Below are 20,603 nucleotides of genomic sequence, written 5' to 3' on the forward strand. Positions count from 1 at the left end.
CCATGACCACACCACACACACCCGCGGCACTGTCCGTCGTGATCGGTGCGGGCGGCACCGGCGGCCACATCTATCCCGGCCTCGCCCTCGCGGAGGCGCTCCGCGCCGCCGTGCCGGGCGCCGTGGTCTCGTTCATCGGGACCGAGCGGGGCCTGGAGACCGAGCTGATCCCCGGCGCCGGCTACCGCCTGCACACCGTCGACATGATCCCGTTCGATCCCGCGCTGGGCGCGAAGCGCTACCTGCTGCCCGCGGCGCTGCTGCGTTCGGCGCACCAGGCCCGCTCAGTGATCCGGGGGCAGGGCGCCCACGCGGTCGTGGGCATGGGCGGCTATCCCAGCGCCCCCGCCGTCCTCGGGGCGCGGCTGGCCGGGCTGCCGGCCGTGATCCACGAGTCCAACGCGGTGCCCGGCCGGGCCAACCAGTTCGCGGCCCGCCTCACCCCGCACGTCGCGGTGGCCTTCGACCGCAGCCGGGGCCACCTCGCGGGCGGTGACCGGGCGCTGACCACGGGGATGCCGATCTCCGCGGCCCTGTCCGGCCTCGCCGAGTTGTCCGGGCCGGCCCGGGTGGCGCTGCGCGCCGAGGCCCGGCGCGCGCTCGGCGTCCCCGCGGGGCGGCGGCTGGTCGTCTTCAACGGCGGCAGCCTGGGCGCCGTACGCCTCACCCGGGCGGCGGCCGCGCTGGCCGGGCTCTGGCAGTACCGGGACGACGTACAGCTGCTGGTCAAGACCGGCCCGGCCGCGCTCGTCGGTACGGTGGCCGACCTCGCGGCGTCCGGCGGGCAGCGGATCGCCCGGGCCGTGCCGTACCTGGACCGGATGGACCTCGTCTACGCGGCCGCCGACCTGGTGGTGTGCCGGGCGGGCTCGGCGACCGTCGCCGAGCTGGCGGCCACCGGTGTCCCGTCGGTCCTGGTGCCGTACCCGTACGCGCCCGGCGACCACCAGACGCACAACGCGCGGGTGCTGTCCGACGCGGGCGCGGGACTGCTGCTGCCCGACAACGAGACCACCGCGGAACGCCTCGCCGGCCTCATCGGGCCGCTGCTGGCCGATCCGGCCCGGCTGGCGGCGATGGCCGGCGCCGCCGAACCCGGCCCGCACGCGCGGGCCGCCGAACTGCTGGCCGCGGAGGTTCTCCGCGTCGCCGGTGTCGTCCCCTCCCCTGCCCCTCACCTGGAGCGCATATGAACAGCTGGACCGACCGCACCGTCCTCGTCACCGGCGCCGAGGGCTTCATCGGCTCGACGCTGGTGGACCTGCTGGTGTCGCGGGGCGCGCGGGTGCGTGCCTTCGTCCACTACAAGCCGTACGCCGAGAAGGGCCACCTGGCGCGCTACCTCGCCGACCCGGACGGCCCGGTGGAGATGTGGGCGGGCGACGTCCGCGACGCGGGCCGGGTCAGTGACGCGGTGGCCGGCTGCGACACCGTTTTCCACCTGGCGGCGCTGATCGGCATTCCGTACAGCTACGCCTCGCCGGGCGCGTACGTGCAGACGAACGTGACCGGGACGCAGAACGTGGCGGAGGCCTGCCGTCGGCACGGGGTCCGCCGGCTCGTGCACACCTCGACCAGCGAGGTGTACGGGACGGCGCTGACCGCGCCCATCTCCGAGAGCCACCCGCTGCAGCCGCAGTCCCCGTACTCGGCGTCGAAGATCGGCGCGGACATGATGGCGCTCTCCTTCCACCATGCCTTCGAACTCCCGGTGACGGTGGTACGCCCCTTCAACACGTACGGGCCGCGCCAGTCGGCACGCGCGGTCATCCCGACGATCCTGGCCCAGCTGCACGCGGGGTCCAGGGAGATCCGCCTCGGCTCGCTCACCCCGACCCGGGACTTCACGTACGTGACGGATACGGCGGAGGGCTTCCTGGCGGTGGCGGACTGCGACCGGGCGCTGGGTGAGACCGTCAACCTCGGCACCGGCGAGGAGATCTCCGTCGGCGCGCTCGCCGAGGCCCTGATCGCGGCCTCGGGGCGGGATGCGGCGGTGGTGGCGGACCCGACCCGGCTGCGTCCGTCGGGGAGCGAGGTCCAGCGCCTGTTGTCGGACAACTCCCGGGCCCGCGAGTGGGCCGGCTGGCGGCCCCGCGTCGGCCTGGAGGAGGGCCTGCGCCGCACGTCGGACTGGATCGCGGCGAACCCCTCCCTCTTCGCGCCGGACCGGTACGCGGTGTAGCCCCTCCGCCGGGACCGTCCGACCGCCGGGCGGCGGCGGCTCGGGCGGCGGGTCGCACCGATCACCGGCAGCCGATCGGTGCGACCGCGTTCACGTCCCGGAGTGGTCGGTGCACATGGCAGGTACGGGACGGCCCGCGCAGCGCCTGAAGTCCGGGCAGAGGCGATCGCACATCAGGGCCGGTCAGAGCGGTCGGAGCGGCCCGGCAGTGTGCCGGCGCGGGTTCAGAGGGTCTCGCCCGTGCACGAGCTGTGGGGGCCGCAGGAGTAGCAGGTGTATCCCATGCAGCCGGTGCACAGGCCGATGTTCTCCATGCGGTAGCGGTCCGCGCAGCCACCGCACTCCACCCGCTCCCGGAGCATGGCCTCCCAGCCGGCGCGGCCGCCGAGGGCGTCGTAGGACGCGGCGACGAACTCCGCCCACGCGATGTCGTGGTCCGTCCAGTATTTGAGGTGCCAGGAGTACACGGCGAAGAACGCCTCGCCGGTGAGGAGGTGGTCGGGACCGCGCCCGTCCCGGGTCCACAGCCGGACGAGCTCCCTGATCCTGTCCTCGATCGGCAGTCCGCAGTCGAAAACCACGTGGTTGCTGTTCATTGCGGCATTATGCGTCCGGCGCGGTGAGGGCGGTCCGGGAGAGGCGAGAACCGGTCGCCGGTGTGGCCCGAACCGGTTCCGGTTCGGGCCACACCGGCGTGTCGGGGTGCGGTGTTCTCCTTCGCGGTCCTCCGGCGCCCACGGCCGGCCCGGCCGTGGGCGCCGTCAGCGCGGCGCCGGGTGCGTGGTGAGCCAGTGGCGCGCGATCCGTTCGCGCGTGGTGACCCACGCCCCGCCGCGCTGCGCGACGTGCTTCAGGAATCCGTCGAGGGCGCGGATGCGGCCGGGCCGGCCGATGATCCGGCAGTGCAGGCCGACGCTCATCATGCGCGGGCGGTCGGCGCCCTCGGCGTGCAGCGCGTCGAACGTGTCGACGAGGTAGGTGAGCATGTCGTCGGCGGTCGTGAAGCCGTGGACGATCAGGAACTTGAAGTCGTTCGCGTCGAGGCTGTACGGCACCACGAGGTGCGGCCGGCCCGCCGCCTCGACGTAGAACGGCAGGTCGTCCGAGTAGTCGTCGGAGTCGTAGAGGAAACCGCCCTCCTCGGCGACGAGGCGGCGGGTACTGAGGCTCGTGCGACCGGTGTACCAGCCGACGGGCCGGCGGCCGACGAGCCGCTCGATCGTCGCGATCGAGCGCGCGATGTCGGCGCGCTCGACGTCCTCGGGGACATGGCGGTAGTCGATCCAGCGCCGGCTGTGGCTCGCGACCTCCCAGCCGGCAGCGCCCATCGCCCGTGCGGCGCCCGGGTTGCGTTCCAGCGCCTGCGCGACGGCGTAGACGGTGAGCGGCGCACCGTGAGCCGCGAGCGTGCGGTGGACGCGCCAGAAGCCGGCCCGCGAGCCGTAGGCGAACAGCGACTCGACGTTCAGGTCGCGCCCGCCGCTCACGGGCGGTGCGCCGACGAGCTCGTGGAGGAATCCCTCCGAGGCGGGATCGCCCTCCAGGACGTTCTGCTCACCGCCCTCCTCGTAGTTGAGGACGAGGCTGACGGCAACACGTGCGCCGCCGGGCCATGCGGCGTGCGGGGGCTCGGCGCCGTAGCCGATGAGATCACGCTGGTGCTCGGACACGGGCCGCACCCTACCGCCGGTCGGACGCGTGGCCGGTGGGGCGCAACGAGGCGGCCCGCTCCGGGGTACGCAACCTTGGGTGGGGGCTCGAAAGTACCCCGCCGCAGCCCTCCTCCCGACGGCCACCGGCAGCAGAAGATGCGGACCCCGGCGGATGCCGGGATGCTGGATGCGCCAGCATCCGCGAGGAGGCCAAGATGTCGATGCTCGACAAGCTCAAGGGCCTGATCAAGGGCCACGAGGACACAGCCCGGCAAGGCGTCGAGAAGGCCGGCGACGCCTTCGACGCGAAGACCGGTAACAAGTACCAGAGCCAGGTCGACACGGCGCAGCAGAGGATCAACGAGCAGCTGGGATCCACCAAGCCGCCCGAGGACCGCCCGCCGCAGCCCTAGGCATTTCTGGATCCCCGTGCTCAGCCCGGATCTCCGGCCCTGCGCCCCGCCTCGCCGCACCGGCGCAGCGGGGCGGAGGGCCGGAGATCCGGGCGAATGACGCGCAGTGGGCTTGGGTAGGGCGGTTGTTGCCGGACCGACACCACCCGGGCGAGGGGGAAAGCGATCGACGTGCTCGCGTGCAAGTGCCGCACCGGTACGCCCGCACAGGCCCTTCCGCAGCCGTCCGTGGGATCCTCCCGGTGAGCGGCTCCGCCCGGCACACCGTGCCGGTCGACGTGCACCTCATCCTGCGCCGCGACGGCCTGACCGGCCCGGAGGTGCTGCTGTCGCGGCGGGCCGGGCCCGTGTACGCCACCGGCCTGTGGCATCTGCCCTCCGGGCACCTCGACCCGGGTGAGGACATGGTCGCGGCGGTGATCCGGGAGGCCCGGGAGGAGACCGGTGTCCTCATCGCGGTCGAGGACGTGACCGCCGCGGTCACCGTCCACCACCGCCCTCCCCGGGGTACCGGATCGCGGATCGGGGTGTTCTTCGAGGTACGGCGCTGGTCGGGCCTGCCCCGGGTCAGGGAGCCGGACCGGTGCGACGGCATGGGCTGGTACCCGCTCGGCGCCCTGGCGGAGCCGATGGTGGCGTACTGCCGGGCCGGCCTGGACGCCTACCGCGCGGGCCTGCCCGCCGCCGTGCACTTCCAGCAGCCCGGCGATCTCATCGAGTTCGCCCCGGACGGGGTCGACCCCACCCTCCTGCTGGCCGGGCCGTCCGCGGACGCAATGGAACTGCCTTGCCTGCTGCGGGAGTTCGCCGAGCGGACCGTCGGCCCGATCACGGAGGCGGTCGACGTCTCGTGGGCGCGCCCCGGCAGCCGGGTCTGGCGCATCACCGGCTCCGGTGGTGGCACCTGGTACCTCAAGCGGCACCGCGCGGTGGGCTTCCACACCCGGGAGGTGGCCGCCTACCGGATGTGGGCGCCGGCGCTCGGGCACCACGCACCCCGCCTCGTCGCGGCCGACACGGCGACGCAGGCCGTCGTCATCACCGCGCTGGCGGGGCGGTCCCCGCACGGCATGGTGCTGGACCCGGCGGTCGAGGTCCTCGTCCAGCGGGAGCTGGGCCGCCTCGCCGCCGCCCTGCACCACTGCACGCCGGACGAGCCGGACCAGCCGGTCTCGCCCGACCCGGCCTCGGACAAGGTCCTGCGTCACCTGGAGGCGGCCCGGCCCCACCTGGCCGACGGGGACGAGGAGCTGGTCCTCGCCGCCGCCCGCACGTACGACGGGCTCCCGCGGCCCGAACTCGTACCCACGCACGGGGACCTGCAGTACCGAAACGTCCTCCTCGCCGACGACGGCGAAGTGCGACTGTTCGACTTCGAGCGGTCCGAGTACGCCACCCGCACCAGGGACATGGTCCGTCTGAGCGACACCTGGGCCGGCCGGCCCGAGCTCCGCGCCGCCTTCCTCGGCGGGTACGGACGGCCGCTCACGCCCACCGAGGTGGTCCGCCTGGACTGCGAGGCCGCCTTCGACTCGGTCGCCGGCATCGCGTACGGCCACAGCCACCACGACCCCGAGGTCGTCGAGCGCGGCCGTCGCACCCTGCGCCGTCTGCGCACCGCCCGGCGCCCGTGAGGCCGGCCGCATCGGGACCACCCCGGGACGCGCCGCGACCGGACGGGGACAGGCCGGGCGGCCAGGGACCGGCCGGAGACATCCAGGAACGGGCCTCCTCGCGGAGGTTCAGAGGGTCTCGCTCAGCGAGTCCGCCAGCCTGCGCCGCGCCGCCCGTGTCGCCGGCAGCGCGGCCGCCGCCAGCGCGCCCAGCACCGCTCCGACGATCACTGTCAACAGCACGGGCCATGGCGGCAGCTGAGCAATTCCGGCACCGATTCCGCTTGATGCGCCCTGGGTGTCGACCAGCCAGCTGCCGGACAGCACTCCCACCGTCGTGCCCACGACGGCGGCTGCCAGCGCGGTCAGTCCGGCGGCCGTCACGATCATCGAGCCGATCTGGCGCGGTGTCAGTCCGATCGCCTTCAGCGCGAGCAGGTCCCGACCCCGGTCCCGTACGCCCGTACTGATCAGCGTCAGCAGCTCGATCAGCCCGATCAGGGCCAGGACCGCGATGAGTGCGGCAATCACTCCGCGCGCCGGCTCCAGCCGGTCGACGGGGTTCGGTGTCTCCCGGACCTCCAGCGCTCCGCCGTCCACCCCGGCGAGCGCGGCGCCGACCGCCCGGGGATCCGCGCCCTCGCGCAGTACCAGAGCGTGGTAGTCGGGACGCAGCCCCGGATCGCGCTCGCGCAGTGCGTCGATGGTCGTGGTGATCACCCGGCCGCCCGATTCGGGTTCGATGGTGCGGCCGACGACGTGCAGGATCTGCGGCCGTCCCTCGACGGTCATCCGCACCCACGCGCCGACCCGCACTCCGAGGAGGTCGAGCAGTCCCTGCCCGGCCACCGCCTCGTCCGGACCGCTGACCGCGCGTCCTTCCACGACCTTGGAGGGGTACGGGTCCCGGGCCGTGCCCAGCCCCCGGAGGGTGATCGTTCCGGTCTGTCCGGGCACGAGCGCCGCCATCTCGGCGCCCGGGTGGACCGTGGCGATGTCCGGGATCGCCGCGAGGGCCTGCGCCAGGTCCGCCTCGGTGGACGCCGCGGGCTGCCCGGACCGTACGGTCAGTGCCGCGGCCAGTCCCATCTGCGCGGGCCGGCTGCGGAACTGGTCCAGCGTCGACCAGGCGACGAGCGCGACCGTGATGAGGACCAGCGGGAGTGCGAGCCGGGCCACGGGCAGGAGCGTCCGGCCGCGCCGCGGGAACGCCGCGCGCCAGCCCAGTACGAGGGCGGGAGCCACGCGTACCCCGAGGGCCCGCCGGCCGAGCGCGGTCATCGGCGCGGCGGTCGGCAGCGCCGCCCGGGCCACCGGCACCGGCGGGACCCGTCCGGCCCGCCAGGCCGAGAGTCCGGTGGCGGCCGCAATGAGCAGTACGGCGCCGCAGGGGACGCCGATCATGAGCGCGGTGTGGCCGGGCAGGTCCTGCCACACGGCCGCGGCCTCGCCGATCCGCCCGGGTATCCGGGCGCCCAGCAGCGCGATCGCCGCGGTGCCGAGGGCGACGCCGAGGAGGGCGAAGGCCAGGTGCTGCACGAGGAAGCCGCGGGTCACCTGGCCGGGGGTGAAGCCGACCGCCTTGAGGATCGCGATGTCCCTGAGCTGGCCGCGTACCCGGGCACCGATCGCTCCGGCGGCGGCGAGCGCTGCCGCGAGCAGTGCGCCGAGCCCGAAGACGGCGAACATCTGGCCGAGCAGCCGGTCGTCGCCGCCCGCCTCCGCCCGTGCCTGCTGCCACTTGGTGACCTGGGCGACGCGGTCGGCGCCGAGGACGGTCACGGCGCGCTGGACGGCGAAGTCGGTGTCGTCCGGATCCTGCAGGCGCAGGCCCACGCTCTGCCCGGTCTCGCCGTGGGCGATCCCGTCGAGGGTGTCGGCGAGGATCCAGCCGATGCCGGGCCCGCCGCCCGGGTGGTAGCGGGGCTCGGCCACCTCGGCGATCCCGCGCACCCGGAGTGCGTGCGGGGCGCCGTCCGGGCCGATGACCCGTACGGTGTCGCCCGGCTCCGCCCAGAGTGCCCGTGCGACCGAGGCCTCCAGTACGACGGCGGCTCCGCCTCCGGTGCCGGTGTCGGTGTCGTCGTCGGGTCCGGAGAGCCAGCTTCCTGCGGTGAGCAGTGGCCGCCCGGTCTCCGGGGGTGCTGCCTCGGCCGCGCGGAGCGACACTCCGACCCGGGCGCCACGGGACTCGACCGTCGTCGCCGCCGTGCGATAGGGGCCGGAGACGGCTGCGACCCCGTCCATGCGGGACAGGGCGGCCGTGTCGGCCCCGGCGCGGGTGTGCAGCCAGATGTGTGCGCCGTGGGACTGGTTGAAGACGCGCTGCCAGGGGTTGGCGGCGTAGCTGAACAGTGCGCCGGCGAGCAGGAGCGAGGCGATGATCCCGGCGCTGGCCAGGACGACGAAGAGGGCTTCGCCGCGGTGTGCGCGGAAGTCGGCGTGCGCCCAGCGCAGGGTGGCCCGCACGGTCACTCCTTCGGTTCCGGTTCCAGCTCCAGGACGCCGGAGACGCCGCGGGCCGGTGTGCGTCGTCCGCCGCCGAGCTGGGCGTCGTCGGCTATACGCCCGTCGAAGAAGCTGATGACGCGGTCGGCGGCGCTGGCCATCCGGGCGTCATGGGTGACCATCATGATCGTCTGGCCGCGCTGGTGGAAGCGGGAGAACAGGCGCAGCACCTCGCGGGTGCCCTTGCTGTCGAGGCTGCCGGCCGGTTCGTCGGCGAGCAGCAGCGCGGGGTGGTTGACCAGGGCTCGGGCGAGCGCGACCCGCTGCTGCTCGCCGCCGGACAGTTCGCCGGGCATCGACCGCTCGCGGCCTTCGAGGCCGAGTTCGGCGAGCAGTTCGGCACGCGAGGCGCGGGCGGCCTTCGGGGAGGCGCCGGCGAGCAGGGCGGGCAGTTCGACGTTGTCGGCGACGGTGAGGTTCGAGACCAGGTTGAAGAACTGGAAGACGACGCCGATGCTGCGGCGCCGCAGGACCGCCCAGCGGGCTTCCCGGTACTCGTCGACGCGTTCTCCGCCGAGCCACAGCTTTCCGCTGTCGGGGCGCTGGAGGCCGCCCATCAGGTGCAGCAGCGTGGACTTGCCGGCTCCCGAAGGCCCGGTGATCGCGACGAACTCGCCCGGCTGGACGGACAGGTCGACCCCGCGTACGGCGTGCACCGGCACGCCCTCGCCGTGGTGGGTCTTGGTCAGGCCCTCGGCGCGCACGATGGGCTCGGCGGGGGCGACCGGGTCGGCGGGCACGCCAGGAGCGGCGGTGGTGGCGTCGTCGCTCATTCCAGCTCCTCCTGGCAGCGTTCGAGCCAGTCGAGGTCGGCCTGCAGGTGCAGCATGGCGCCCTCGATCAGCAGTTGGGAGATCTTGTTGTCGCGGTCCTCCGCCGCGGCCAGCTTGGACAGGTCCCGCATCGTGTTGAGGTACTGCCGCCGCTGCTTGTTGATCAGTGCGACCGGATCTGCCAGACCCGACTGCGGTGCGAGCGCGATCTTCATGAAGAACTCGTCCCGTACCCGGGGCTCCTCGGCGGTCTCCTCGAACCAGGCCAGTACGGCCTCGCGTCCGGCGTCCGTCAGCCGGTACGTGCGCTTGTTGGGCCGGCCCGCCTGCTCGACGTCCTCGCCCTCGATCAGGCCGCTCTTCTCCAGCCGGCCGAGGGTGACGTAGATCTGGCCGACGTTGGGCTGAGGGTACGCGGCGCCCAGGAGCTTCTCAAGGTCCTGCTTCAGCTCGTAACCGTGCGCAGGGCTACGGGTGAGGAGCGCAAGGAGCGCCAGCCGCACTCGCTCCCCCTCCTTCCCGCTCCGTAGTCAACGGTTCACTCGGCAGCGGGCCGAGTTGCGCCGCTGTCCGTCTCGTCTGCCTGGGCGTCTAGTATCGCCCATGCCTAACGGGTATATATAGGCCACGATGGTCGGCGGCGCAGCCGGATCGTGCACTGGGAGGAATCTATGCGGTGGATGCGTGCCGCGGGTAGAGCTCTCCTGGTGGGAGCGGTCGTACTGGCGGGATACACCGGTTTCGGCGTCCGCGCCGACGCGGGGGCGGCCTCCGGTGCCGGTGACCGCGGTCCTCTGACGCTCGTCACGGCGGGCGATCTGACGGACTACCTCCCGCCGCTCCTCGACGACTGGAACGAGGCCCATCCCGACGAGCGCGTGACGCTCGTCGAGCTGCCCGACTCGGCGGACGAGACGCGGGCCCAGATGATCAGCGAACTGCGTTCGGGCCGTGACCGGTTCGACGTGCTGAACATCGACGTCGCCTGGACGTCGGAGTTCGCGGCGGCCGGGTGGATCTCCCCGCTGCGGCGTGACCGGTTCCCCCTGGACGCGTTCCTGCGGCCGGTCGTCGACACCGCGACTTTCGACGGGCGGCTGTACGCGGTCCCGTACGTCACCAATGCGGGACTGCTCTACTACCGCAAGGACATCCTGGAGCGGGAGGGCGAGGAGCCGCCGCGCACTTGGGACGAGCTGGCCCGCCAGGCCCGCACGATCGCTCCGGAGTACGGGCTGGACGGCTATGCCGGCCAGTTCCTGCCGTACGAGGGACTCACCGTCAATGTCACCGAGGCCGTGCACTCGGCGGGCGGGTCGATCCTGCGCGACGACGGCGCCCGCGTGAGCGTGGACTCCGACGCGGCGCGCGCCGGGCTGCGGTTCCTCGCGGACGGTGTGCGCGAGGGCTGGATCCCCCGCGAGGCGCTCGGGTACAAGGAGGAGGAGTCGCGGCGGGCCTTCCAGGACGGCCGGCTGCTCTTCCTGCGGAACTGGCCCTACGTGTACGCGGACGCGAGCGACGCGGGGTCGAAGATCGCGGGCAGGTTCGGCGCCGTGCCGCTGCCCGGAGCCGACGGGCCCGGCACCAGCGTGCTGGGCGGGTCCAACCTCGCCGTGAGCAGCCATGCGCGGCATCCCGCGTCGGCGGCCGATCTGATCTCCTACCTGACCAGTGAACGGGTCCAGCGGCAGGTGCTCACCAAGGGCTCGCTGCCGCCGGTGCGCGCCGCGCTGTACGAGGATCCCGAGCTGGTCCGGGCGTATCCGTACCTGCCCACGCTCCGCCAGAGCGTGCTGTCGGCGGTGCCGCGCCCCAAGAGTGCGCGCTACGACCAGGTGAGCCTCGCCGTGCAGGCGGTGGCGCAGGACGTGATGGCGCTGCGCCAGACGCCCGAGGAGGCGACGGCGCGGCTCGCGCGCGAACTCGGGGCCATCTCCCGCAAGGGCTGATCGCGCTCCTCGGGCGCTGAGCCCTGCCGTTTCTCCGCTCGTCGGCATCTTCACTCCCCAAGGGTCTCTACTTACATGTTAAGTAGAGACCCTTCTTCATGCATGCGGGCATTCATGCACAAACCATCCCAGCTTTGCGCTGTTTCTGGACACATCGTTGACACCTTCCGGTCGCTGCTACTTAACATGCATGCATAACAGCGCACCGATCCGGAGCGCTCTCGCATTCAGCAGACAGGTCGACGCGAGATGCTCAGCACCCTTCCGGCCGCCACCGGCCACCTCTCCCCCGCCGCTCCCGCCCCTGCCCCCTGGTGGCGTGACGCGGTGATCTACCAGGTCTATGTCCGCAGCTTCCTCGACAGCACCGGGGACGGCATCGGCGACCTGGCCGGCGTCCGGACCGGACTCCCCTACCTGCGCAAGCTCGGGGTCGACGGCATCTGGCTCAGCCCCTTCTACCCGTCGCCGCAGCACGACCACGGCTACGACGTCGCCGACTACTGCGGGGTCGACCCCGTCTACGGCGACCTCGCCGAGTTCGACCGGCTGGTGGCCGACGCCCGCCGGCTCGGGCTCAAGCTCCTGCTCGACATCGTCCCCAACCACTGCTCCAGCGAGCACCCGTGGTTCCGGGACGCGCTCGCCTCGGGACCCGGCAGCGCAGCGCGCTCGCGGTTCCACTTCGCACCCGGCCGCGGCCCGGACGGGGCGGAGCCCCCCAACAACTGGCGCGCCATGTTCGGCGGACCCGCCTGGAGCCGGATCACCGAGCCCGACGGCACCCCCGGTGAGTGGTACCTGCACCTCTTCACTCCCGAGCAGCCGGACCTGAACTGGCGCGACCCCGCCGTGGGGGACGACTTCGAGCAGGTGCTGCGCTTCTGGCTGGACCGCGGGGTCGACGGCTTCCGCATCGACGTCGCCGCCGGACTGTTCAAGCACCCCGCGCTGCCCGACTCCGACGACCCCGGAGCGGACGAGCGCGCCCGCGACGCCGTCAACCAGCTGGCCTGGAACCGGCCCGAGGTCCACGACGTGTGGCGGCGCTGGCGCTCGGTCTGCGAGGAGTACACCGCCCGGGACGGTCACGAGCGGCTGCTGGTCGGCGAGGTGTCCGTACCCACCGCACGCGAGCACGCCGAGTACGTCCGCCCCGACGAACTGCACCAGGCCTTCTTCTTCGACCTGCTCAGCGCACCCTGGGACGCGGACGCCTTCCGCGGGACGATCACCGAAGCGGTGCGCGACATCGCCGGCACCGGCTCCACCGTCACCTGGGTCCTCAACAACCACGACCAGGTCCGCACGGTCACCCGGTACGCGGGCGAGCCCGGGGTGGAAGGCAGCGGACTGGGAGCCGCCCGCGCCCGCGCCGCGGCCCTGCTGATGCTCGCGCTGCCCGGCGCCGCCTACGTCTACCAGGGCGAGGAACTCGGACTCCCCGAGGTCCTCGACCTGCCCGACGAGGTCCTCACCGACCCGATCTTCCTGCGCACGGGCAGCCGCAAGCACGTCCGGGACGGCTGCCGCGTGCCCCTGCCCTGGTCCGGGCACGCCTCCCCGTTCGGCTTCACCGGGGACGCGGCCGGCGCCAAGCCGTGGCTGCCACAGCCCGAGTGGTTCGCCGAGCACGCCACCGACCGCGCGCTGGCCGACACGCGTTCCTTCTGGCACCTCTACCGCGACGGCCTCCAGCTGCGGCGCACCCTGCCGCAGCTCGGCGACGGCGCCCTGCGCTGGCTGGACGCTCCCGCCCAGGTACTGGCGATGGTCCGCGGCGACGGCCTGGTCTGCGCGGTCAACTTCGGCACCGAGCCGGTACCCGCCCCGGTCCCCGGGACGGCGCTGCTCGCCAGCGGTCCCTGCCCCGACGGTGTCCTGCCCGCGGCGACCGCCGCCTGGTGGACGGCCGACTGCCCGGCCCCTGCCCCGGTCCTTGCCCCTGCCCCTGCCCAGATCCCCGGCGCCTGACCCACCGGTTCTCCCCGTTCCGCTTCCCAGTGCGGTCAGGGCCCGCCCCCCGGGGCACCTGACCTCCACGAAAGGACCCCTCTCATGCGACGACCCAGCAAGGCGACCCGACGTACCGCGGCCACCGCATCGGCGGCCTTCGCCCTCGCCCTCGGCGCCACCGCCTGCGGCAACGCCACCGGACCGGCGAGCGGCGGCGAACTGAGCGGCCAGACCGTGACCGTGGCCGGCGTCTGGACCGGCAGCGAGCAGAAGAACTTCAAGAAGGTCCTGGACGCGTTCACCGAGAAGACCGGTGCCAAGACGGTCTTCGTGCCCTCCGGCGACAACGTCTCCACCTTCGTCGGAAGCAAGATCGAAGGCGGCAACGCGCCCGACGTGGTGATGGTTCCCCAGGTGGGCGTGCTCCAGCAGTTCGCCAAGGAGGGCTGGCTCCAGCCCCTTTCCGACCAGACCACCCGCACGGCCGGCTCCACCCTCGCCCCCGTGTGGAAGAACTACGGCACCGTCGACGGCACGTACTACGGCCTCTATTTCAAGGCCGCCCACAAGTCGACGGTCTGGTACGCCCCGGAGGCCTTTGCCCAGGCCGGCGTCAACGAGCCCAAGAGCTACACCGACATGCTCAAGGCCGGCCGCACCCTCGCCGACTCCGGCCGCCCGGCCTTCGCCATAGCCGGCGAGGACGGCTGGACCCTCACCGACTGGTTCGAGAACATCTACCTCTCCCAGGCCGGGCCGGAGAAGTACGACCAGCTCGCCCAGCACAAGCTCAAGTGGACCGACGAGAGCGTCGTCAGGGCGCTGACCACCCTCGGAGAGCTGTTCAAGGACAAGCAGCTCGTCGCGGGCGGTGCCCAGGCGGCGCTCGGGACGGACTTCCCCTCCTCCGTCGCACAGGTCTTCGGCCCCGAGCCCAAGGCGGGCATGGTCTACGAGGGCGACTTCGTCGGCGGCGTCGCCAAGGACCAGTTCGGCAAGAAGCTCGGCACGGACGCCAAGTTCTTCCCGTTCCCCTCGGTCGAGGGCGGCAGGCCGCCGGTCGTCAGCGGCGGCGACGCGGCCGTCGTCCTCAAGGACGGAAAGAACAGCAAGGCCGGCATGAAGCTGCTCGAGTACCTGGCCGGCTCCGAGGCGGCGGAGGTCTGGGCCCGGGCCGGCGGCTTCCTGTCGCCGAACAACCAGGTCGACATCGCCTCGTACGGCGACGACATCACCCGCAGCACCGCCAACTCGCTGATAGCGGCGGGCGACTCGATCCGCTTCGACATGTCCGACCAGGCCCCGGCCGCGTTCGGCGGGACCAAGGGAGCGGGCGAGTGGAAGCTGCTCCAGGACTTCCTGCGCGACCCGTCGGACCCGCAGGGCACGGCCGCGAAGCTCGAGGCCGAGGCCGCCAAGGCCTACGGGAACTGAGGCGACTCTCATGGCTGACACCCTGACCGCCGCCCGCGGCGACATCGCCGACGGGCGGCGCCGGGCCCAGCGGAGGAAGCGCCGCCTCGCGGTCGTCTTCGTCCTCCCGGCCCTGCTGCTGCTCGGCGCGCTGGTCGTCTATCCGGTCCTCTTCTCCTTCGGCCGCAGCCTCTTCGACGCCGACGGCACCCGTTTCGTGGGCGCCGGGAACTACGCGGCGATCGTGCAGGATCCGGCCACCCTCAAGGCGATCCGCAACAGCGCGCTCTGGGTCGTCGTCGCCCCGACGCTGCTGACCGGACTCGGTCTGATGCTCGCCGTGCTCACCGAGAAGGTGCGCTGGGCGACCGCGTTCAAGCTGGTGCTCTTCCTCCCGATGGCCGTGTCGTTCCTGGCCGCGGGCATCATCTTCCGGCTCGCCTACGACCAGGACCCGGACCGGGGCGTGCTCAATGCCGCCGTCGTCGGCGTCCACGACAGCTTCGAGGACTCGGCCGCCTTCCCGACGGCCCGGGCCCGGGAGGGCCAGGGCGTGACCGGGAGCGCGGGCGGCCCGTACAGCACCGAGGGGACGCTGCGTCCCGGCAGTTCGGTCAGTCTCGGGTTCATAGGGGTGGCACCCGGCTCGATGCCCGCCGCAGCGAAGGCCGCGGCCACCGCTGCTCCGGTCGCGGACGCGATCGGAGGCGTCGTCTACCTCGACTTCGCCCCCGGCGGCGCCGGTACGCCGGGCAAGGTCGACCCGGGCGAGAACGGGCTGCCCGGTATGACGGTCGAGGCGGTCCGGGACGGCGGACGGGTGGCCGCGACCGCCGTCACGGCCGACGACGGATCGTTCCGCTTCACGGGGCTGGCCGACGGCGACTACACCGTCCGGCTGCCCGCGGCCAACTTCGAGGCCCCGTACCAGGGCGTGAACTGGCTCGGTCCGGCGCTGGTGACACCGGCCATCATCGGCGCCTACCTGTGGGTGTGGACCGGCTTCGCGATGGTCCTCATCGGCGCCGGCCTCGCCGCCATCCCCCGGGACGCGCTGGAGGCCGCGCGCATGGACGGCGCCTCCGAGGGCCAGATCTTCCGCAAGATCACTGTGCCGCTGCTCGCTCCGGTGCTCACCGTCGTCTTCGTGACCCTGGTGATCAACGTGATGAAGGTCTTCGACCTCGTCTACATCATCGCGCCCGGACCGGTCCAGGAGGAGGCGAACGTGCTGGCCACCCGTATGTGGCTGGTCTCCTTCGGCGGCGGCAACGACCAGGGGCTCGGCAGCGCGCTCAGCGTGGTGCTCCTCCTGCTGGTCGTCCCGGCGATGGTCTTCAACATCCGGCGTTTCCGAAGGAGCGGATCATGAGCGGCCCCAGCACCATCGAGCGCCGGCCGCCGCGGCGACCGTCGGCGGTCCGCCCCGTCGCCGGCCCGGCGGCCACGCCTCCCCGGCCCGGCCGCCGCGGCGGGGGGCGGCTGTCGCGCCTGCTCAGCAACTCCCTCGTCCAGGGCGCGCTGATCCTGGTCGCCCTCGTATGGATCACCCCGCTCGCGGGCCTGCTCATCTCCTCCATGCGCTCCGAGGGCGACAACGCCTCGGACGGCTGGTGGACCGCTCTCACCGACCCGGCCCAGCTGTCCCTGGACAACTACGGCGCCCTCCTGAAGGATTCGGGCATCGCCGCGGCCTTCGGGAACACCGTCCTGATCTCCGTACCCACCACCGTCCTGGTGGTGGCCATCGCGGCCCTCGCCGGATACGCCTTCGCGTGGCTGGAGTTCCCCGGCCGGGACGCCGTCTTCCTGGTGGTCGTCGGACTGCTGGTCGTACCCGTGCAGATCGGGCTGCTGCCCGTGGCCAAACTCTTCGGCGCGGTGGGGCTGTTCGGCACGGTCGCGGGCGTCGTCCTCTTCCACGTCGCCTATGGACTGCCGTTCGCGATCTTCCTGCTGCGCAACTACTTCGCCGAGATTCCGCGAGAGATGCTCGAGGCCGCCCGGATGGACGGCGGCAGCGAGTGGCGGATCTTCTCCCGGCTGGTGCTGCCGCTCGGCCGCCCGGCGATCGCGAGCCTGGCCATCTTCCAGTTCCTGTGGGTGTGGAACGACATGCTGGTGGCGCTGCTCTTCGCCGACAGCGAGTCCCAGCCGCTCACGGTCTCCCTGCAGTCCCAGATGCGGCAGTTCGGCAGCAACATCGGCGTCCTGGCCCCGGGGGCCTTCCTGTCCCTGGTGGTCCCGCTGATCGTCTTCTTCGCCTTCCAACGGCACTTCGTCCAGGGCGTGATGGCGGGCTCGGTGAAGTAGCCGCGCACCCGCCCCGGCCCCCGTCGACGCAGCCGTCGGGCCCGGACCCGCACCCGCGGGTCCGGGCCCGACGCCGTTCGGGGCGACCGGGATCCAGGTCGGATCTGCGAACGGCTGGAAGATTTCTGCAAGTTGCCGCAAGAACTTGCAGAAGTGGATAGGCTGCTGCCGCCCACCGCACTCCGAACGAAGGGACCAACTCCCCATGCAGGGACCGAAGAGCAGACGCGCCGGTGTCATCGTGGTCGCCCTGGCCGCCGCACTCCTCCCCTTGGCCTCGCCGTCCTCCGCGGCGGACACGCCCTCGACGTCACCCGTCCGGTTCCAGGTCACGACCACCACCGGCTGGGGCGACCAGGTCTTCGCCGTCGGCAGCGATCCGGCCCTCGGATCCTGGGATCCGGCCCGCGCGCTGCCGCTCGACGCGCACGGCTATCCCGCATGGGACGCCGAGGCCCTCGTGGGCTCCGGCTCCTCCGTCGCGTACAAGTACCTGGTGAAGGCGGCCGACGGAACGATCACCTGGGAGGCCGGGCCGGACCGCAGCTTCCGGCCCCGGCCCGACACCGCCCTCACCACCCGGGACACGTTCCGGCGCACACCCGGCACGCCGGCCTCCGGCATCGCGCCCACGTGCGTCACCTGGTCCGAGACCTGGCGCTACACCTCGGTCTTCAACGGCTGCGGCGACACTCGCGGCCTCCAGGTCCTCTACCAGGACGGCAGCACTTCGCCCTGCCGGGAGATCGCCGCCGCCACGACCGCCACCTTCGCGGGATACGGCCCGCACGAGAACCACCCCGTGGCGGTCAACCACTGCTGACCGTCCGGCACTTGTCCGCGACCGGCTCCGCCGCGTCGGCGCGGTCAGAGGGTCGCTGTCGGGGTGTCGCTCTGTTCGCGCATCGCCCAGGGTGACCCGTACGCGGTGAGCAGGTCGAGGAAGGGGAGCGGCGGGAGCGCCTCGGGGCCCAGTACGCCGGCCTGCGACCAGACGCCGGTGGCGAGGAGTTCGAGGGCCACCACCGGGTTGACGGCGGTCTGCCAGACGACGGCCTGGGAGCCGTACTCCCGCATGGACCACTGGTTGTCGACCACGTGGTAGAGGTAGACCTCGCGGGGCAGGCCGTCCTTGGTGCCCTTGACCCAGGTGCCGGCGCAGGTCTTTCCGGTCATGCGGTCCCCGAGCGTCGCCGGATCGGGCAAGCAGGCGGCGACCACGTCGCGGGGTGAGACGCGCACCTCCGCGCCGCCCTCACCGCGGACCGCAACCCGGTCGGTGGAGTCCAGGCCCAGGGCGTGGAGGGTCTTGAGCTTGCCGATGAAGTCGTCGCCGAGGCCGTACTTGAAGGTGACCCGGCGGGCTCCGACCCAGCGGGGGACGAGGAGGACCTCCTCGTGTTCGACGTTGACGCACTCGACGGGGCCGATGCCCTCGGGGAAGTCGAAGACCTCGGGCTCGCTGAAGGGCTCGGTGGTGAACCAGCCGCGCTCGCGCTCGTAGACGACCGGGGGGTTCAGGCACTCCTCGATCGTCGTCCAGATGTTGAAGGACGGGGCGAAGTCGAACCCCTCGACGGCCAGGTTCGCACCGTCGCGGATGCCGATCTCGTCGATGTCGTCGAAGAGGGTGTCGGCCGCGTAGCGGGCGAAGACGTCCGAGAGCCCGGGCTCGACGCCCATCCCGACGAGCGCGAGGCGGCCCGACTTCTCCCATTCCTCGGCCCGTTCGAACTGCTCGTCACCGAGCTTCACGCCGCATTCGCCGTGCGGGCGGTCCGGGTGCGGCCGGGAGAGGGACATGGCCATGTCGAGGTAGTGGCTGCCCGCCGCCAGCGCGGCGTTGAACAGGGGCATGACGAAGCGCGGGTCCGTGGCATTCATCAGGACGTCGCATCCGCTCTCGGTGAGCAGCCGGGTGACCGCCGCCTCGTCGGAGGCGTCCACGCGGCGGGCGCTGAACCGCTGCTCGGCGCCGCCCAGGGCCGCGACCGCCGCCTCGGCGCGGGCCAGATCGTAGTCGGCGACGACGAAGTGGTCGAAGAAGTCGCGGCGGGCGGCGATCTTGGTGATCGCGCTCCCGACACCGCCGGCACCCACAAGCAGAACACGCATGGCGAGGTCCTTTCTCTGCGAGGCGTGCGCCTCGGGGGACTGATGGAACCGGGCGCTCCGAGTTAAGGTCAATGGTGTTGGCATAAGGATGGGAGAGCGCCCGATGGCGAAGGACGTGGTTCCGGAAGAGGCCCGCAGGCGGCGGCGTCCGACCCGGCAGGGGACGGTGCTCTCCGAGCGCCTGATCGTCGAGACGGCCCTGCGGATGGTGCGCGAGCACGGCAGCGCGGGCCTGTCCGCCCGGCGGCTGGGCGCCGCCCTCGGCGCGGACCCCAGCACCCTGTACCGGTATTTCGACGGCATGGACGGCCTGACTCTGGCCATCGGCGAGGAGCTGATCGGCCGGGCGCTCGCCGGCTGGGTTCCCACCGGGCAGTGGCGCGACGACCTGCGCTCGCTCGGGCTGCGCATCCACGGCGCCTACCTCGCGCATCCCCAGGCGGCGCTGCTGACCGCGAGCCGGGTGACCGGCCGGCCGCGCGAGATCGCCGCCGACGAGGCGATCCTCGGCAGCCTGCGCGGCGCGGGATTCGCGGACGGGGACGCCGTACGGATCTACCACGCGTACATCGACCAGTCGCTGGCCTTCGCGGCGCTCGACGCGGGTCCGCTCGCGCTGACGGACAAGGCGCGCGAGTCGGACGAGGAGAGGTGGGAGTCGACGTACGCACGGCTGCCGGCGGACGAATACCCGAACATCGCGGCCACCGCCGGGCTGCTGGCGGCCCGCATGCCGCACAGCGCCTACCCGGTCGCGCTGGAGATGCTGCTGGACACCGCCGAGAGGCAACTGGCCGAGGCGGCCGGGAGCTCCGGGGGCCGGCCGGCAGCCGGGGGCGGGGACGCGGGGCGGCGCGGCTGATCCGGCGTGCTTATGCCAACACCATTGACCCTCTGTGCGGCGTACGGGTTTCCTCATCGCATCCGCTTTCTACTAACTGAACAGGGCCGACCCCGACTGCGGCACGACCTTTTCGTGGGTGACGCGTGCGCTCGGTCCGACGGCCGGCTGGCTGGGCGGCTGGGCGATCGCCATGACCGGGCTCCTGGTGGTCGGCTCGCTCGCCGACGTGGCCGTCCAATTCGGCCTGCTGGCCGTCGGCCTGGACGGCTGGGCCGGTGACACCCTGATCCGCCAGGCACTGACCGTGCTGGTGATCGTGACGATGGCGGCGCTGTGCGTGCGGGACACGCAGGCCGCGGCCCGCCTGCAGAACGTCCCCGTCCTGCTGCAGACCCTCTGCCCGTTCGCGTTCGCTGCCGTCGCCCTCTACCGGTCCACGCCGGCACCGGGTCGCTCGACGCGCCGCGGCCGTCCGTCGGCTGGCTCGACCCCTTCGGGGCGGGAGGCACGGCGCTGACCGGCGGGCTGCTCCTCGGCGTCTTCGTCTACTGGGGCCGGGAGTCGGCCGTCAACCTCGCCGAGGAGACGACGGACCTTCAGGCCGTCTTCGCGTCCCTGGCCCGCGAGGCACTCGGCGGATGGGACTGGATCGTTCTCCTCGCCGTCGCCACCTCGGCACTCGCCTCGACAGGGACGACGATCATCCCGGCCTCCCGCACCGCACTGTCCATGGCCCGCAGACACGCCCTCACCGGCATCGCCTGCGCGGTCTACCACCGGCGCCGGCTGACCTCTGGGGTGCGCGCGTTCCTGTTCATCGGCACCGGACCCCTCGCCGGAGCGGGTCCACGAGGGCCCGGACGACG

General features: G+C 72.6%; 17 protein-coding genes and 1 pseudogene. 12 read left to right on the top strand and 6 right to left on the bottom strand.

The features are described 5' to 3' along the window. Positions 1-2: 2 nt before the first annotated feature. A complete protein-coding gene (locus OG753_RS01280; protein ID WP_405786732.1) occupies positions 3-1,193 on the top strand; it encodes a UDP-N-acetylglucosamine--N-acetylmuramyl-(pentapeptide) pyrophosphoryl-undecaprenol N-acetylglucosamine transferase in 1,191 nt (396 codons plus the stop codon). After that, positions 1,190-2,185: an SDR family NAD(P)-dependent oxidoreductase gene (locus tag OG753_RS01285; protein WP_405786734.1), complete on the top strand. Its 996-nt coding sequence runs from the start codon at positions 1,190-1,192 to the stop codon at positions 2,183-2,185. Before OG753_RS01280 ends, OG753_RS01285 begins: the two co-directional genes overlap by 4 nt. Before the next feature lie 224 nt (positions 2,186-2,409). Here the strand turns inward: OG753_RS01285 and OG753_RS01290 are convergent, their stop codons facing one another. After that, positions 2,410-2,781, bottom strand: a complete 372-nt coding sequence (locus OG753_RS01290; protein ID WP_327260215.1) for a hypothetical protein — start codon at positions 2,779-2,781, stop codon at positions 2,410-2,412. 165 nt (positions 2,782-2,946) lie between these two features. After that, positions 2,947-3,855: an allantoinase PuuE gene (gene puuE, locus OG753_RS01295; protein WP_405786735.1), complete on the bottom strand. Its 909-nt coding sequence runs from the start codon at positions 3,853-3,855 to the stop codon at positions 2,947-2,949. Between the two features lie 197 nt (positions 3,856-4,052). Between puuE and OG753_RS01300 the strand changes: the two genes are divergently transcribed. Beyond that, the gene (locus OG753_RS01300) at positions 4,053-4,250 is read left to right on the top strand and encodes an antitoxin (RefSeq protein ID WP_327260217.1); all 198 of its coding nucleotides are present in this window, start codon (positions 4,053-4,055) and stop codon (positions 4,248-4,250) included. A gap of 242 nt (positions 4,251-4,492) precedes the next feature. Next, positions 4,493-5,884: an NUDIX domain-containing protein gene (locus OG753_RS01305; protein ID WP_405786737.1), complete on the top strand. Its 1,392-nt coding sequence runs from the start codon at positions 4,493-4,495 to the stop codon at positions 5,882-5,884. A gap of 108 nt (positions 5,885-5,992) precedes the next feature. Here the strand turns inward: OG753_RS01305 and OG753_RS01310 are convergent, their stop codons facing one another. Genes OG753_RS01310 through OG753_RS01320 form a run of 3 tightly spaced genes read right to left on the bottom strand, consistent with a single transcriptional unit; the run spans position 5,993 to position 9,647 of the window. After that, positions 5,993-8,332, bottom strand: coding sequence for an FtsX-like permease family protein (locus OG753_RS01310; protein WP_405786738.1), 2,340 nt, complete (start codon positions 8,330-8,332; stop codon positions 5,993-5,995). Between the two features lie 2 nt (positions 8,333-8,334). Next, the gene (locus OG753_RS01315) at positions 8,335-9,144 is read right to left on the bottom strand and encodes an ABC transporter ATP-binding protein (RefSeq protein ID WP_405786739.1); all 810 of its coding nucleotides are present in this window, start codon (positions 9,142-9,144) and stop codon (positions 8,335-8,337) included. Further along, positions 9,141-9,647 carry a PadR family transcriptional regulator gene (locus OG753_RS01320; RefSeq protein WP_327260221.1) on the bottom strand — a complete coding sequence of 169 codons (507 nt, stop codon included), beginning with the start codon at positions 9,645-9,647 and terminating at the stop codon, positions 9,141-9,143. The genes OG753_RS01315 and OG753_RS01320 overlap by 4 nt, the downstream gene beginning before the upstream one ends. A gap of 168 nt (positions 9,648-9,815) precedes the next feature. Between OG753_RS01320 and OG753_RS01325 the strand changes: the two genes are divergently transcribed. The 6 genes from OG753_RS01325 (at position 9,816) to OG753_RS01350 (ending at position 17,601) form a co-directional block, all read left to right on the top strand. Continuing rightward, entirely contained in the window at positions 9,816-11,096 is a 1,281-nt protein-coding gene (locus OG753_RS01325; RefSeq protein WP_405786740.1) for an ABC transporter substrate-binding protein, read from the top strand. Between the two features lie 249 nt (positions 11,097-11,345). Then, on the top strand, positions 11,346-13,070 hold the full coding sequence (locus OG753_RS01330; protein WP_405786741.1) for a glycoside hydrolase family 13 protein: 1,725 nt from the start codon (positions 11,346-11,348) through the stop codon (positions 13,068-13,070). Between the two features lie 84 nt (positions 13,071-13,154). Further along, positions 13,155-14,486 carry an ABC transporter substrate-binding protein gene (locus tag OG753_RS01335; RefSeq protein WP_327260224.1) on the top strand — a complete coding sequence of 444 codons (1,332 nt, stop codon included), beginning with the start codon at positions 13,155-13,157 and terminating at the stop codon, positions 14,484-14,486. A 10-nt stretch (positions 14,487-14,496) separates the two neighbouring features. After that, positions 14,497-15,837 (top strand): ABC transporter permease subunit, encoded by a 1,341-nt coding sequence (locus OG753_RS01340; RefSeq protein ID WP_327260225.1) that lies wholly within the window; start codon positions 14,497-14,499, stop codon positions 15,835-15,837. Then, complete coding sequence (locus tag OG753_RS01345) at positions 15,834-16,778, top strand: carbohydrate ABC transporter permease (protein WP_327260226.1); 945 nt, start codon at positions 15,834-15,836, stop codon at positions 16,776-16,778. Before OG753_RS01340 ends, OG753_RS01345 begins: the two co-directional genes overlap by 4 nt. 205 nt (positions 16,779-16,983) lie before the next feature. Further along, positions 16,984-17,601, top strand: coding sequence for a carbohydrate-binding module family 20 domain-containing protein (locus OG753_RS01350; RefSeq protein WP_405786743.1), 618 nt, complete (start codon positions 16,984-16,986; stop codon positions 17,599-17,601). A 44-nt stretch (positions 17,602-17,645) separates the two neighbouring features. On the opposite strand, the gene OG753_RS01355 is transcribed toward OG753_RS01350, so the two are convergent. Further along, complete coding sequence (locus tag OG753_RS01355; protein WP_405786744.1) at positions 17,646-18,893, bottom strand: saccharopine dehydrogenase family protein; 1,248 nt, start codon at positions 18,891-18,893, stop codon at positions 17,646-17,648. Between the two features lie 103 nt (positions 18,894-18,996). On the opposite strand from OG753_RS01355, the gene OG753_RS01360 reads away from it, so the two are divergent. Together OG753_RS01360 and OG753_RS01365 are read left to right on the top strand one after the other, a co-directional pair. Continuing rightward, complete coding sequence (locus tag OG753_RS01360; RefSeq protein WP_405786745.1) at positions 18,997-19,755, top strand: TetR/AcrR family transcriptional regulator; 759 nt, start codon at positions 18,997-18,999, stop codon at positions 19,753-19,755. Between the two features lie 52 nt (positions 19,756-19,807). After that, positions 19,808-20,583 (top strand): annotated as a pseudogene (locus OG753_RS01365) (amino acid permease); the annotation flags it as partial. Positions 20,584-20,603 lie beyond the last annotated feature (20 nt).

It is taken from the genome of Streptomyces sp. NBC_00029, assembly GCF_045160505.1.
Classification (GTDB): Bacteria; Actinomycetota; Actinomycetes; order Streptomycetales; family Streptomycetaceae; genus Streptomyces.

Bases quoted from the DNA above. Each gene is read 5' to 3' on its own strand.
- OG753_RS01325 (WP_405786740.1), top strand. From the start codon at position 9,816: ATGCGGTGGATGCGTGCCGCGGGTAGAGCTCTCCTGGTGGGAGCGGTC.
- OG753_RS01350 (WP_405786743.1), top strand. From the start codon at position 16,984: ATGCAGGGACCGAAGAGCAGACGCGCCGGTGTCATCGTGGTCGCCCTG.
- OG753_RS01290 (WP_327260215.1), bottom strand. From the start codon at position 2,781: ATGAACAGCAACCACGTGGTTTTCGACTGCGGACTGCCGATCGAGGAC.
- OG753_RS01315 (WP_405786739.1), bottom strand. From the start codon at position 9,144: ATGAGCGACGACGCCACCACCGCCGCTCCTGGCGTGCCCGCCGACCCG.
- OG753_RS01355 (WP_405786744.1), bottom strand. From the start codon at position 18,893: ATGCGTGTTCTGCTTGTGGGTGCCGGCGGTGTCGGGAGCGCGATCACC.
- OG753_RS01360 (WP_405786745.1), top strand. From the start codon at position 18,997: ATGGCGAAGGACGTGGTTCCGGAAGAGGCCCGCAGGCGGCGGCGTCCG.
- OG753_RS01345 (WP_327260226.1), top strand. From the start codon at position 15,834: ATGAGCGGCCCCAGCACCATCGAGCGCCGGCCGCCGCGGCGACCGTCG.
- OG753_RS01340 (WP_327260225.1), top strand. From the start codon at position 14,497: ATGGCTGACACCCTGACCGCCGCCCGCGGCGACATCGCCGACGGGCGG.
- OG753_RS01335 (WP_327260224.1), top strand. From the start codon at position 13,155: ATGCGACGACCCAGCAAGGCGACCCGACGTACCGCGGCCACCGCATCG.
- OG753_RS01300 (WP_327260217.1), top strand. From the start codon at position 4,053: ATGTCGATGCTCGACAAGCTCAAGGGCCTGATCAAGGGCCACGAGGAC.
- OG753_RS01330 (WP_405786741.1), top strand. From the start codon at position 11,346: ATGCTCAGCACCCTTCCGGCCGCCACCGGCCACCTCTCCCCCGCCGCT.
- OG753_RS01280 (WP_405786732.1), top strand. From the start codon at position 3: ATGACCACACCACACACACCCGCGGCACTGTCCGTCGTGATCGGTGCG.
- OG753_RS01285 (WP_405786734.1), top strand. From the start codon at position 1,190: ATGAACAGCTGGACCGACCGCACCGTCCTCGTCACCGGCGCCGAGGGC.